Genomic DNA, 13,577 nt, shown 5'->3' with positions numbered 1-13,577 from the left:
AAAATTATATCAGCAAGATTAAAAAATAAAAAGTTTTTTGCTGAAATTTATAGTGTTTTTTTTAAGGCTCTTTGAAACTATCCTTAAGATACAATACGAGTTTAGTCTTAATAAAAAGGGGAGTTTGTATGAAAAAGATTTTAAGATCTCTGGCAGCTGCAGCATCAGCTTTACTGGTTCTCTCTGGCTGTGCAAGTACATCATCTTCAGGCAGCACGTCGCCTCAGTATACACAGAAGGGCTGGAAGAGTGTAAAGATTCATGGTGGCGGAATGGTACCAGGTCTTATTTACAATACAAGTAAACAGGGCCTTCTTTATGCCCGCACTGATATGGGAGGAGCTTACCGTTTTGATCCGTCATCTCAAAGCTGGATTCCCCTTACTGATTTTGCAGGCGTAGAAGATTATGGCCGTCTTGGTATTGCCAGCATTGCTACAGATCCTGTTGAGCCAAACAGACTTGTAATTGCATCCGGAACTTACACCAACGACTGGGAAAAGGGACCTTCCCAGATGCTTGTTTCTGAAGACTATGGAAATACATTTAAAAGAATTGATATGTATAAGTCAGACGGTAAGCCTCTTAAAATGGGTGGTAACATGCCTGGCCGCGGTGCTGGTGAACGTCTTGCCATAGATCCTAACAATAATAAAATCATTTACTTCGGAAGTTTTGGCGATGGTCTTTATAAAAGTGAAGATTATGGTCATTCATGGAAAGAAGTAAAATCTTTCCCTGTAAAAGGAAATGTATATGATGAAGGTTTCAGTACCTGGTCACATTTTGATCACTACTTTGGAATCATGTGGGTTGTATTTGATCCAGAAAGCGGAACTCCTGGAAGCGGCAGTAAAAACATTTACTGTGGTGTAGCTGACACAAGACATACAGTTTATGAATCAAATGACGCAGGTGCAAGCTGGCATCCTCTTGAAGGTCAGCCTGAAATCGGAGACTTCAGCTATGATACTCCGGAAGCAAAAAAAGCCCGTGCTGCTTCTACACATAAACATATGACCGGTGATGTATGTTCCTGTCACATGTACTATCCTCTTAAGGGAGTTTATTCTCCAAAGGGAGAACTTCTTGTTTCTTATAATGCCGGCTTTGGCCCATATTCATCTTCTTACTGGGGCGGCGCAATCTGGAAGTTCAATTTTAAAACCCGTCAGTGGACAGATATTTCCCTGCCTCCTCATGACCCTGATCCAAGCTATGCAACAACAGACAGAGCTGTAGGAAGTGTTGCTGTAGATTATCAGAATCCTGATACCCTTATTGCCGTTACCATGAATGAATGGTGGCCTGATGAATATATCTACCGTTCAACAGATGGTGGTGCAAGCTGGGATCCTATCTGGTATCTTGACGGATATCCTAATCGTGTAGACAAGTATTCAATTGATATTAAAGATGTACCATGGCTTGACTGGGGTACACAGAAAACTCTCCCTGAAGAAAATCCAAAACTTGGATGGTGTATTGCAGATATTGAAATCGATCCATTTGATTCAAACCGCATGATGTATGGAACTGGTGCCGGAATTTATTCAACTGGAAATCTTACTGACTGGGACAAGGGTAAGCGTGTTAATTTTATTCCTTATGCAGAAGGAATCGAAGAGTGTGCCGTACTTGATCTTATAAGTCCTACAGAAGGTGCCCATCTTATTTCCGGTGTAGGAGATATTGGTGGTTTTGTTCACTATGATCTTACTAAAGCTTCACCTATGATTGTTAATCCAAATATTAGTGGTGTCAGCAGTCTTGATTATGCTGCAGATGATCCTAATTACATTATCCGCATGGGAGATGGAAAACTTATGTTCTCTTATGACGGTGGTGATGAATGGGAACCTGCAAAAACTTTTATAGCAGGTGCCAATGAAGGCTGGGGTGGAAGTGCTGCAGTAAGTGCTGATTCACTTGTAATAGTATGGGCTCCAAATAATCTTGTACCAAGCTGGTCTGATGATGAAGGTGAACACTGGAATGTCTGCAAGGGACTCCCTGAAAACTGTAAGGTAGTAAGTGACCGTGTAAACAAGGATAAGTTCTATGCCTTTGGTGGAGATAAAAAATTCTATGCAAGTTCAGACGGCGGAAAAACCTTTACTATGGTAAACAGCAGCTGGAATAAATCAGGTAAAGAAAGCTGGTCCAGTGACTTAAATGCAGTTATCGGATGCGAAGGTCACCTTTGGTTTGCAGCAGGAGAAGCAGGTCTTTACCATTCAGAAGATGGAGGGGCAAGCTGGACTTCTATCAGCGGTTTTGATAATGCAATGGTTGTAGGTCTTGGTAAGGCAAAGGATGATTCTTCTTATCAGGTGCTCTATACAAACAGTAAGTATAAAGGAAAATACGGCATCTATATGTCAGAAGACAAGGGTGCAAGCTGGGTACGCATAAACGATGATAATCATCAGTATGGTGCAGCAAATACTGCCATTACCGGTGACCCTCGTGTTTATGGACGTGTTTACCTGGGAACAAACGGACGCGGTATTGTTTATCGTGACGTTTTTGAAAACTGATATTAAAAGCTTAAAATAGACTCCGTTTAAAACTTTTTTAGCTTTTTTACCCTGCCTGCTGTCAGTAGTGCAGGGTATTTTTATTTAAATCGTGGTAAAAAAAATAAAATCCTATGTGTTCTATCTATCTTTAATTTATAGTATATTATCTGTAGAGAATATTCATATTTTTTAAGAGGTTAGTTAGTATGAGTGAGAATTGCAGTGGCAGCTGTTCAAGCTGTAATCAGAACTGTGAAAAGCGCTCCCTTAAAGAGAGTCTTCATGAAGGTTCAAGTGTTAAAAAAGTAATAGCAGTTGTTTCAGGAAAAGGTGGTGTAGGTAAATCTCTTGTAACAAATCTTCTTGCATGTAAAGTTCATCGTGATGGATTTAAAACAGCAATTCTTGATGCAGATATTACCGGTCCTTCAGTTCCAACAGCCTTTGGTCTTCATGGAGAAAAGGCAGAAGCCGGAACAATGACAATGAAAGACGGCAAGGCTCAGGAATATCTTAAGTCTGTTAAAACATCTACAGGCATTCAGATTATGAGTATGAACTTTCTTCTTCCTGAAGAAAATACTCCGGTTATCTGGAGGGGTCCTGTAATTTCTGGTGCTGTAAAACAGTTCTGGACTGATGTTGTATGGGAAGACGTAGACTTTATGTTTGTTGACTGTCCTCCTGGAACTGGTGATGTTCCACTTACAATCTTCCAGTCTCTTCCTGTTGATGGAATTATTGTAGTTGCATCTCCACAGCAGCTTGTACGTGTAATCGTAGAAAAGGCTGTAAATATGGCAAACATGATGAATGTACCTATTCTTGGTCTTGTAGAAAACATGAGTTATGTTCAGTGTCCTGATTGTGGCAAACAGATCCGTATCTTTGGAGAGAACAATATTGAAGGAATCGCAAAGGATTATGGACTTAAGGTTCTTGCCCGCATTCCTATTGAACAGAAAATGAGTGTAACAGTTGATAACGGAGAAATCGAAAGTCTTGACGTTAATTACGTTGACGAAGCAGCTGCTTCAGTAGAAAGTCTTCTTAAATAAATGAAACTCATTTGTGCTCCCATGGCAACTCTTAGTCACGAAGCTTTCCGCAGAATTACAGAAAGCTTTGGAGGCTGCCATGAGTATTTTACCGAAATGATTAATGCCACTTCCTTGCTGCACAATGGTCCATGGGAGAAATATTATCTTATAAACGAAACTGCTCCGGAAAAAATTGTCTGGCAGCTTACAGGCAGTGAAGCAGAAAAAGTAGCAGCTGCTGTTCCTCTTGTTTGTGAACATGGAGGAATAGGAGTTGACCTTAACATGGGCTGCAGTGCACCTCAGATTTACAGAACAGGTGCAGGTATTGCCTGGATGATAAAGGATATTTCACAGACACGTAATCTTGTTAAGCTTGTTAAAAAAGAACTTGAAAAAGCAGAAAGTCTTTACGGAAGACACTTCAGGTTCAGTGTAAAGTGCAGGCTGGGAGATGAAGATTACACTAAAGAAAAGTATTTTGATTTTATCCAGATGCTTTATGATGAGGGAGTAGAACTTCTTACCCTTCATCCAAGAACAAAAAAAGAAAAGCTTGCCCGTTTTCTTCCAAAATATGAAATGGCAGAAGAAACTGCCTGTCGTTTTAAAAATCTGCAGGTTTATGTAAACGGAAATATAAAGGATTTGCCATCTGCTCTTTATGCTGCAAAACTTTGTCCTTCAGTAAAAGGAATGATGATTGCCCGTCAGGCTGCTGTCAGTCCCTGGATTTTCTCTCTTCTTGATTCAAAGCTTAACTCTAATCCCTTAAAGGTTGATAAAGTTGACCGTATGCAGACCGCATTGGATTTTACGGATTATGTAGAAAAATATCAGCCGGAAGAGTTTTATCGTACCCGCATACAAAGATTTTTTGCCTATTACTGCAGCCAGTTTTTCTTTGGTCATGCTTTTTCTGCAGAAGTTCTTAATTATACTGGTATTGAAGATACAAAGAAAAAAATTGAGGGCTACTTTGAACGTAACCCTCATGAAAGATTTTTAGAACTTAATTAATCTGATTAAAAAATAACTACATTCTGTCCAGATAAGGAACAAGAACAAGTTCCATTGCACTTTTAAGTACAGTATGTGTGCACTTGGCAAGGGCAAGACGGGCTTTTGCAAGCTTTCCATCTGATTCCGCAATAGACATAATAGGACAGTCCCTGTAGAAACTGCTGAATGCCTTACTTACATCATAAATGTAAATTGCCATTGCACTAGGATCAAAATTCTGGGCTGCATAAGAAACAGTTTTAGGGAATCTCTGCAGGGCTTTAATAAGTTCCCATTCGCTTTCGTGGGTAAGAAGGGAGAGACTTTCCCTGTCTTCTGCAGGTTCAAGACCACTTTCCTTTGCCTTACGGAGAATTGAAGCAATGCGTGCTCCCATATACTGAAGGTATGGTCCTGTGTTTCCGTTAAAGCTAAGGCTTTCTGCAGGATTAAAGAGCATGTCCTTTACAGGATTTACCTGAAGAAGGTAGTAGTGAAGGGCTGCCAGTGCAACTTTTTCTGCAACATCATCAGCATTTCCTACTTCTTCGTCACGGCCCCTTTCTTCAATAGCTTTTCTTGCATCGTTATGAAGTGAATCAATAAGATCATCTGCATCTACAATTGTTCCTTCACGGCTCTTCATTCTTCCGCTAGGAAGGTTTACAAGACCGTAGCTCAAATGATGAAGTTTTTCTGCCCAGTCAAAACCAAGTTTTTTAAGAATATAGAAAAGAACCTTAAAGTGATAAATCTGTTCTGAAGCTACAACATATACAAGCTGATTAAAAGCCCAGTCATTGTGACGGCTGATTGCAGTACCAATATCCTGAGTAATGTAAACAGATGTTCCGTCCTTGCGAAGAAGAACCTTTTCCTGATTTGTTCCGTCTTTACCTTTACCTGTTGCTTCTGTTACGTCAATTCTTACAGAACCATCTTCTGCCTTAAAGAAAATACCTTTTTCGAGACCTTTAAGGATTTCGTCTTTTCCTTTAAGGTAGGTTTCGCTTTCAAAGTAAAGCTTTTCAAAACCAACACCTGTTCTTTTATAGGTTGCCTGAACACCGTCCAGTGCCCATCCGTTCATCTTTTTCCAGAGAAGGTGAAGTTCATCATCGTCAGAACCTTTTTCCCACTGTTCAAGCATGGACTGAGCTTCGTCATTGGCTTCTGGATGTTCCTTAGCGTATTTGTCAAACTCAACGTAACACTGACCTACAAAATGGTCTCCCTTCATGCCAAGGCTTTCAGGTGTGTCATTATTTTTTTCGTGGAAAAGTTTATATGCCAGCATGCTTTTACAAATGTGAACACCACGGTTATTGATAATATTAACACGGTAAACTTCTGCACCTGCTTTTTTAAGAATGCGGCTTACAGATTCACCAAGAGCATCATTTCTTAAGTGTCCCAGGTGAAGAGGCTTGTTTGTGTTTGGAGATGAATATTCAATCATTACCTTCTGGCCTTCAAGAGGAGCCTTTCCGTCTTCTCCCTTAGAACCGAACTTTTCACCCTGAGCAATAATGTCAAGAAGAATATCAGCACCTGCATTTGCCTTGTTAAGCTTTACGTTAACATAAGGACCAGCTGCTTCTACTGAACCTAATTCTGAAGCTTCACTCATTCCGGCTGCGATTTTTGCTACGTCCTGAGCAATTGCCATTGGTGAGGAATGGAAGGCTTTTGCAAACATAAACATTGGAACACCAAAGTCACCCATTTCTGGTTTTGGTGGATTTTCTACACGGATGGAATCTAATGCAATTTCTTCTCCATCCAGAGACTTTTCTTTTTTATACTGATTAACAGCCTGTAAAACTAATTTCTGAAAAACTTCTCTCTTATCTGCCATAATGGATTGATTTTATCAGATGTGATGTTTTTAAGGAAGTATTTGTCTTTACTTTAATATCCCCAGAATACCCCTGGTGTACCATTTCATCGTAAGAAGTTCCATGTCAGAAAGGTTTTTTCCTTCTTCTATGGCAAGATTGTATTCCTGACCAAATACAGGTCCCTGGAATATCTTAAGCTTTCCGCTGATTATATCTTTTTTTGCGTCATTAATATCCAGCATGGCAACACTGTCAATGTTGTAAAGTCCGTCTATGTCTACAGCTCCTTCTGCCATGGACCCCCAGTAGTTTCTTTCTGTCCAGCTGCCTTCAAGTATTTTTTTTACGTCATCCTTTATATAACTTTCCCAGTTATATATTGCGGCCGTAAGATAATAATCAGGAGCTATATCTCTTGTACTGCTTATAAAGCCTGTTGAATATACATTATTTTCTGCCGCTACTTTCTGTGCTTCTGCTGAATTTTGATGCCAGGATAAAACATCGCAGCCCTTGTCTATAAGAATCTTTGCAGCTTTTTCATCCAGGTAAGGATCGTACCAGGTATCTGTCCATATTACTTCAACTATTGCTTCCGGATTCATTTTTCTGGCCCCAAGAGTAAAGGCATTAAGACCACGGATAACTTCGGGAATAGGAATTGATGCAATGTAACCGATTTTTCCTGTACTGCTTTTTGCTCCTGCTGCCATACCGGTAAGGTAACGGGCTTCATAGATTTTTGCAGAGAATGATGAAACGTTTTTGGAAGTTTTTTCTGAAGCAAAGCATGAGAATCTTACGTCAGGATATTTTTCTGCATATTTAAAAACCGTATCAGAAAAACCGTAGCGGGTTGCATAAATAACATTGCAGCCTTTTTCCAGAAGAATATTTAAAGCCCTGTCACAGTCAGAAGTTTCTGAAATGTTTTCTATATATGAGGTCTTTATTCCGTCTTTTTCCAGGTTAATTCTTGCTTTTTCAAAAGCCTGGGTAAAAACATCTTCTTCTTTTTCTCCGGAATAAATAAAGCCTGCATGAATGTTTTCCCTTGTAATTACTCCTGTAAAGCCTTTTACCTTTCTTGTGCAGGACAAAAATAAAAGTGATGCTGATAAAAGCAGGGAAGAAATTAGTATTGAATACCTGACACTTTTCACATTCATGCTCCTTTATAATATTATGACATGAAAAGTGTAATATTCAATGTTTTTTTCACTAATAAAAATCATTTACTCCAGTAAAATTTTCTGTTAAAAGGTAATTATGAGAGATTTTTCGGTAGCAGCAGTATTTTCAGATTATTGTGTTTTACAAAGGGACAGGGATTTTTTTGTATTCGGCTATTCAAAAGATTTTTATGGAAAGACCGTTTATGTAAGCCTTAAATCAGCTGAGGGAAAAGTAATATCTTCGGCTTCTTCTATAATTGATGGTGCTAAATGGATTGTAAGGCTTCCTGCTGTAAAGGCCCGGGAGGAATGCACCCTTGAAGTTTTATGCAGTGATTTCTTTAAGGCTTTTTCTCATGTTGCTGTTGGAGAAGTATGGCTTGCAGGGGGCCAGTCCAATATGGAGTTTGAAGCAGCTTCCTGTTCTGAATCAGAAGAAATACTTAAGTGCAATAGCGATCAGAAAGTGCGTTTTTACTATACCCAGAAAATCGGCTGGATGGATGAAGATTTTTTTGCCCGTGAAAAATTAACTCACTGGGAAACTTCTGACTCGCAAAGTAAAAAGTACTGGTCTGCCATAGGTTATTTTTTTGCCCGTGAACTTTCAGAAAAGCTTGGCATCACAATAGGAATTATCGGTTGTAACTGGGGTGGAACATCTGCAAGCTGCTGGATTGACCGTCAATCTATGGAAGAAGAAAAATATCTTGAGCCTTACTTTGAGCCTTACAAAAAGGAATCAGAAAATAAATCTATAGAAGAACAGTGCAGTATTTTTGACAGCTATACTGAATATCATGAGTCCTGGCAGAAAAAATGTGATGAACTGTATAAAAAGAATCCTGACATTCAGTGGGCTCAGGTAATCGAAAGTATTGGCCAATGTAAGTGGCCTGGTCCTAAAGTCTGTAAGAATCCCTTCAGACCTGCAGGACTTTATGAATGTATGGTCAGCAGAATTGCACCTTATTCACTTAAGGGAGTGCTTTTTTATCAGGGAGAAAGTGATGACCACCAGAGTTCTCTTTATGACAGACTCTTTACCCTTCTTATAAAAAAGTGGAGGCAGTATTTTGCTGATCCCCTTATGCCTTTTATTTTTGTTCAGCTGCCTGAACACCGTTACATTGCAGATAAAGATTTTAAGAACTGGTGTCTTATAAGGGAAAACCAGCTTAAGGTAAGGAATCTTGTCAGAAATGCCTTTATGGTTTCTGCCCTTGATCAGGGAGCTTACAATGATATTCATCCAAAACATAAAAAAATTCTTGCATTAAGAATGGCTTCCTGTGCCCTTAAGGAATCTTATGGAATTGAAACTGGAAAATTCAGCGAAAGCCCGGCCTTTGAAAGTGCAGTGACAGCAGGTTCAAAGATAAGGGTTAAATTTGTAAGGGCTGAATGTGGACTTGAGATAAGAAAAGATATTGAGGAACTTTCTCATTATATTCAGATAGAAAAAAATCATGGAAATAAAATACCGGAAGATTTTACAGGAATTGAAATTGCAGGCAGTGATAAAGTTTTTTATCCTGCAGCAGTTGCAATCACAGGTGAAGAAAAAAATATTCTGGAAGCTGAATCTCCCCTGGTTAACAGCCCTCTTTACATTCGTTATGCCTGGTACAATTATGGACCTGTAACTCTTTTTTCTAAAGAAGGATTACCGGTATGTCCCTTTAGAAATTATGATGATAATAATTCTTCCGGTCATGGAAAAATTCAGCAGCTGATGGAATTGTAATCGTTAGCCTTCGTTAATTGTATATTTATGCAAAAAAAACTATAATTCTCTCCATAAAATGCGTGATTGTTATAAAATTCTTGGTGTGTCCCATGATGCAAGTGCAGCAGAAATAAAAAGGGCATATCGTGTAAAAGCTAAACTTCTGCATCCTGATCTGAGTAAAGATGATGGTGAAAAATTTCGTGAACTTGTAGAAGCTTATGAAACACTTTCTGACCTTAAGACAAGGGAACTCTTTGACGAATCATTTTCCTATAATCAGTACTGCGGACGAAAAACAGATAAAGTTTCTTTTGATTACCGCAGCTGGCTTCTTGAACGTGAAGATGATGAAAGCCGTGCAAAACTTATTTTCTTTGACCTTATGCACAGAAATGAAGATGAAGCTGTAAGAGAATTTAAAAGAATGAATTCTGAACGTACGGGATTTAAATTATCACGCTGGTTTACCCGTGAAGATTTTATGGATTACGGATTTATTCTTGCAGAAGAACTTGTCCTTCGTCAGGAATATTATGATGCAGTAATTCTTCTGGAACAGATTATTAAGATGGAATATTCCTACAATTACTTCAGGCTTTTCTTTCCGGAGGTTCTATCCCTTGCCCGCCATGTCCTGCGCAATAATATAGAAGGTCAGGTAAATGACGAACTCGCCCTGGATGCCTGGGAGAGGGCACTGGATCTGGGACTGGGGAATGCAGATGATTCCTTCTTTCTTCAGAAAATGGCAGACGTGTATGAACGTATGGGAGATTTAAGGACAGCGGATATCTGTCGGGAAGAATCGGCCAGACTTGGAAGAAAAAAGTAGGCTTTAGTTAAATGTGTTTATAAAAAGAGGTGAATATATGATTAGACTTAAGAACGAAGATCAGATTAACAAAATCAGGAAGAGCTGTCATGAACTGGCAGATCTCTTTAACGAAATTATTCCAAAAGTAAAACCTGGTGTAAGCACCTGGGAAATTGACCAGTGGTGTCAGGAATTCTGCCGTAAGCATGGCGGAAAGCCTGCCTGGATGAGGGAAGGTTTTCCTGGAATGGCATGTATCAGTATAAATGAACAGGTTATTCACGGAATCCCAAGTAAAAAACGTTTTGTTCAGGATGGAGATATTGTTTCCCTTGATATTGGAATTGATCTTGACGGATATATTTCTGATTCAACACATACTGTAATGGTAGGAAACGTTAAGCCGGAAGTAAAAAAACTGGTAAGGGTTACACGAGAAAGCCTTCTTGCAGGCATAGAAGCCTGTCATCCAGGAAACAGAATCAGTGATATTTCAAATGCCGTTTATGACATCTGTGCAAATCAGAATAAGTATGGTGTTGTTTATGATTATTGTGGTCATGGTGTAGGCCTTGATGTTCATGAAGATCCAAGTATTCCTAACTGTCCAAGCCGTGGTCCTAATCCCCGTATTCAGGCAGGAATGGTACTTGCAATTGAACCTATGATTAACATAGGAACAGATGATGTTGAACTGGAAGATGGAAGTGACTGGACTGTAGTTACTTGTGACGGTTCCATCAGCTGTCATGAAGAACATACTGTAGCAGTATTCCCTGATCACACAGAAATACTTACAGACCTTAATTACAACGGCTGTGCCGTAACAGGATTTTAATTTATGAAAACAGGGCTCATGAAGAATTTTATTAAGTTTATAATTTCACTTTTTGCTGTGTCAGTATTTTTTTCCTGTGCTTCTACATCGGTTGATCTTACAAGTTATAAAAAGACAGCTCTTGTTTCTGTATATGGCAATTCAATGATTCCATGGTATTCAAATTCCATGAAGGGATCAGATGAACCTGAATATACGGAAGGAATTATTTCCGGAGCAATTAACCGTGCTGTAAATGAAGCTGATCCGGAAGTTAATCTGGCAGAACAAAGGGTAGTACATGCAGCCCTGATACTTGAAGAGGTTCTTAAAACAAAGGGAATTAATATCCTTACACCTTCTTCTGCTCCTGATTGCAGTATTTATACAAAAGACACTTATAAAGAAAAGAAACTTGCTTCAAAGTATTCCGGAAGGGGATATAAAATCCTTGATTCACTTTCAAAAAAATACAGGACTGAACTTGTAAACAAAAATGGCTGTGATTCAATGCTTTTTACAAATTTTAAGTTTGAGAAAATACAAAAATCCAGAAAGGTTTTCTTAAGGGTAACTTTGTCTGCAAAAGTCACTGACATGGAAGGTTCTGTAATTTTTAGAAATAAATATACGGCTACTTCTGACGAAGGTGTAGAAATGGACAGAGCTTCCCGTTACGACCATGATGAATTATGTTCACTTTCAGACAGTACTGTATTAAAAGCAATTAATCTTTTTATGGAATCATCAGAATCTCAGACTCTTGTTTTAGAGAAACTTGATTTGTCAAAGGCAGATGAAGAAGCTGTAATTGATGAAGCCACAAAGGCAAAAATTGAGGCTGCAAGAGCCATGCTTAAAGATGGTGTTGCACCGGAACAGATTGCAAAGTGGCAGAATCTTCCACTTGAACTTGTTCAGGAACTGGCTCAGGAGTAATTTTTTAGAATTGCCATTTTCTACAATAAAAAAAAAGTGTAATATCACACTATTAAAAACTATACGGAGAAAATTATGTCAAAAATTCAGATGAAAAATGCCATTGCAGAACTTGATGGTGATGAAATGACCCGCGTACTTTGGGCTGTAATTAAGGAAAAGCTTCTTGAGCCTTTTATTGATTTGAAAACTGAATACTATGACCTTGGTCTTAAAAGCCGCGATGATTCTGATGATAAGATTACTTATGATGCAGCAGCTGCAATTAAGAGACTTCATGTTGGTGTAAAGTGTGCAACCATTACTTCAAATGAAGCCCGCAAAAAGGAATATAACCTTAAACAGCTTACCCGTTCACCAAACGGTATTATCCGTGAAGAACTTGATGGTACTGTTTTCCGTGCTCCAATTTTTGTTAACAATATTAAATGCTGCGTAACTTCCTGGAAAAAGCCGATTGTTCTTGGCCGTCATGCTTATGGTGATGTTTATAAAAACTGTGAAATTAAAACTGAATGTGCAGGAAAAGCTGAACTTGTATTTACAGGTGAAGACGGAAAAGAAATCCGTAAGACAATTCAGGTAATGAAGGGACCTGGTATTCTTCAGGGAATTCATAACATGGATTCTTCTATAGAAAGTTTTGCCCGCTGCTGTTTTAACTATGCCCTTGATCAGAAAATCAGTGTATGGCTGGGAACAAAAGATACAATCTCTAAAACTTATGACGGTAACTTTAAGGCAATCTTTGCCCGTGTTTTTGAAGAAGAGTTTAAAGCTAAGTTTGATGCTGCCGGTCTTGAATACTTCTACACCCTTATTGATGATGCAGTTGCCCGTGTTATGAAAAGCGAAGGCGGCTTCCTCTGGGCTTGTAAAAATTATGATGGTGACGTTATGAGTGATATGATTGCTTCTGCATGCGGAAGTCTTGCCATGATGACATCTGTACTTGTAAGCCCTGATGGAAACTTTGAATACGAAGCAAGCCATGGTACAGTACAGAAACATTATTACCGTTACCTTAAGGGAGAAAAAACTTCAACAAACCCTGTAGCTACAATTTTTGCATGGACAGGTGCTCTTGCAAAGAGGGGAGAAATGGACGGAACTCCTGAACTTGTTGAATTTGCCCGTAAGCTTGAAAAGGTAACTCTTGCTGTAATAGAAGAAGGCTTAATGACTGGCGACCTTGCCCGCATTGCAAGTCCTGCTGCAAGTAAAGTTCTTAACAGCTGGGAATTTATTGATGAAATTGCTTCAAGGCTTTAATTTTATCTGACAGATATTCTTAAAAAAAAAGACCGCTGAAAGTTTGTAAAATCTGAGTCCTGCTCTTAAACTTGCAGCGGTCTTTTTATTTACGTTTTTTTTGCAGCTTTTCTATAATTGTTGCTGCTTTATTTACTGCTTTTTTATTTAATTTCTTTCTCAATCTCCAGAACTTCTTCTACACTAAGACCGCAGCCTTTAGCAATCTGTTCAGGAGTAAGAACCTTCATCATAAGAAAGTTTCTGGCAGTTTCCCTGGCATTTTTCTTTTCACCTTCTTCTCGGCCTTCTTCACGGCGGTTTCTGTCGTATTCTTCCTGATCAAATTCTGTAAGGGTCATGTTAAGTATCTCCATTTTCTGCTGAAGGAAAAAACCGTCCAAAAGATTCTTTTTGATTGCGGAATCAACTGCTGCATTGACG

10 protein-coding genes and 1 pseudogene are annotated in these 13,577 nt (G+C 38.9%); 8 read left to right on the top strand and 3 right to left on the bottom strand.

Features of this window, described 5'->3' with window-relative positions:
- Window positions 1-128: 128 nt before the first annotated feature.
- The 3 genes from K6D58_RS05780 (at window position 129) to K6D58_RS05770 (ending at window position 4,582) form a co-directional block, all read left to right on the top strand.
- A complete protein-coding gene (locus K6D58_RS05780) occupies window positions 129-2,540 on the top strand; it encodes a xyloglucanase (protein ID WP_296828544.1) in 2,412 nt (803 codons plus the stop codon).
- A gap of 188 nt (window positions 2,541-2,728) precedes the next feature.
- Entirely contained in the window at window positions 2,729-3,580 is an 852-nt protein-coding gene (locus K6D58_RS05775) for an Mrp/NBP35 family ATP-binding protein (RefSeq protein ID WP_296828542.1), read from the top strand.
- Window positions 3,581-4,582: a tRNA-dihydrouridine synthase family protein gene (locus K6D58_RS05770; protein WP_296828540.1), complete on the top strand. Its 1,002-nt coding sequence runs from the start codon at window positions 3,581-3,583 to the stop codon at window positions 4,580-4,582.
- Window positions 4,583-4,598: 16 nt separating this feature from the next.
- Here the strand turns inward: K6D58_RS05770 and argS are convergent, their stop codons facing one another.
- Both argS and K6D58_RS05760 read right to left on the bottom strand, forming a co-directional pair.
- The gene (argS, locus tag K6D58_RS05765; RefSeq protein WP_296828538.1) at window positions 4,599-6,422 is read right to left on the bottom strand and encodes an arginine--tRNA ligase; all 1,824 of its coding nucleotides are present in this window, start codon (window positions 6,420-6,422) and stop codon (window positions 4,599-4,601) included.
- Window positions 6,423-6,470: 48 nt separating this feature from the next.
- On the bottom strand, window positions 6,471-7,574 hold the full coding sequence (locus tag K6D58_RS05760; RefSeq protein ID WP_296828536.1) for a BMP family ABC transporter substrate-binding protein: 1,104 nt from the start codon (window positions 7,572-7,574) through the stop codon (window positions 6,471-6,473).
- A 100-nt stretch (window positions 7,575-7,674) separates the two neighbouring features.
- On the opposite strand from K6D58_RS05760, the gene K6D58_RS05755 reads away from it, so the two are divergent.
- The 5 genes from K6D58_RS05755 (at window position 7,675) to K6D58_RS05735 (ending at window position 13,154) form a co-directional block, all read left to right on the top strand.
- Window positions 7,675-9,327, top strand: coding sequence for a sialate O-acetylesterase (locus tag K6D58_RS05755; RefSeq protein WP_296828534.1), 1,653 nt, complete (start codon window positions 7,675-7,677; stop codon window positions 9,325-9,327).
- A 58-nt stretch (window positions 9,328-9,385) separates the two neighbouring features.
- The gene (locus tag K6D58_RS05750) at window positions 9,386-10,144 is read left to right on the top strand and encodes a DnaJ domain-containing protein (RefSeq protein ID WP_296828532.1); all 759 of its coding nucleotides are present in this window, start codon (window positions 9,386-9,388) and stop codon (window positions 10,142-10,144) included.
- A gap of 37 nt (window positions 10,145-10,181) precedes the next feature.
- Entirely contained in the window at window positions 10,182-10,964 is a 783-nt protein-coding gene (gene map, locus K6D58_RS05745; protein ID WP_296828531.1) for a type I methionyl aminopeptidase, read from the top strand.
- A gap of 3 nt (window positions 10,965-10,967) precedes the next feature.
- Window positions 10,968-11,882: a hypothetical protein gene (locus K6D58_RS05740; RefSeq protein WP_296828529.1), complete on the top strand. Its 915-nt coding sequence runs from the start codon at window positions 10,968-10,970 to the stop codon at window positions 11,880-11,882.
- Window positions 11,883-11,957: 75 nt separating this feature from the next.
- Window positions 11,958-13,154, top strand: a complete 1,197-nt coding sequence (locus tag K6D58_RS05735) for an NADP-dependent isocitrate dehydrogenase (protein WP_296828527.1) — start codon at window positions 11,958-11,960, stop codon at window positions 13,152-13,154.
- Window positions 13,155-13,297: 143 nt separating this feature from the next.
- On the opposite strand, the pseudogene K6D58_RS05730 reads toward K6D58_RS05735, so the two are convergent.
- Window positions 13,298-13,577, bottom strand: a pseudogene (locus K6D58_RS05730) (hypothetical protein); the annotation flags it as partial.

Source organism: Treponema sp., assembly GCF_024696245.1.
Classification (GTDB): Bacteria; Spirochaetota; Spirochaetia; order Treponematales; family Treponemataceae; genus Treponema_D.
The sequence above is the reverse complement of the archived record's forward strand: the minus strand, read 5'-3'. Positions and strand labels throughout refer to the sequence as shown.

What these genes read in the sequence shown, in the direction of transcription:
- K6D58_RS05775 (WP_296828542.1), top strand. Translation starts at nt 2,729, where the DNA reads ATGAGTGAGAATTGCAGTGGCAGCTGTTCAAGCTGTAATCAGAACTGT.
- K6D58_RS05750 (WP_296828532.1), top strand. Translation starts at nt 9,386, where the DNA reads ATGCGTGATTGTTATAAAATTCTTGGTGTGTCCCATGATGCAAGTGCA.
- K6D58_RS05740 (WP_296828529.1), top strand. Translation starts at nt 10,968, where the DNA reads ATGAAAACAGGGCTCATGAAGAATTTTATTAAGTTTATAATTTCACTT.
- K6D58_RS05780 (WP_296828544.1), top strand. Translation starts at nt 129, where the DNA reads ATGAAAAAGATTTTAAGATCTCTGGCAGCTGCAGCATCAGCTTTACTG.
- K6D58_RS05770 (WP_296828540.1), top strand. Translation starts at nt 3,581, where the DNA reads ATGAAACTCATTTGTGCTCCCATGGCAACTCTTAGTCACGAAGCTTTC.
- argS (WP_296828538.1), bottom strand. Translation starts at nt 6,422, where the DNA reads ATGGCAGATAAGAGAGAAGTTTTTCAGAAATTAGTTTTACAGGCTGTT.
- map (WP_296828531.1), top strand. Translation starts at nt 10,182, where the DNA reads ATGATTAGACTTAAGAACGAAGATCAGATTAACAAAATCAGGAAGAGC.
- K6D58_RS05755 (WP_296828534.1), top strand. Translation starts at nt 7,675, where the DNA reads ATGAGAGATTTTTCGGTAGCAGCAGTATTTTCAGATTATTGTGTTTTA.
- K6D58_RS05735 (WP_296828527.1), top strand. Translation starts at nt 11,958, where the DNA reads ATGTCAAAAATTCAGATGAAAAATGCCATTGCAGAACTTGATGGTGAT.
- K6D58_RS05760 (WP_296828536.1), bottom strand. Translation starts at nt 7,574, where the DNA reads ATGAATGTGAAAAGTGTCAGGTATTCAATACTAATTTCTTCCCTGCTT.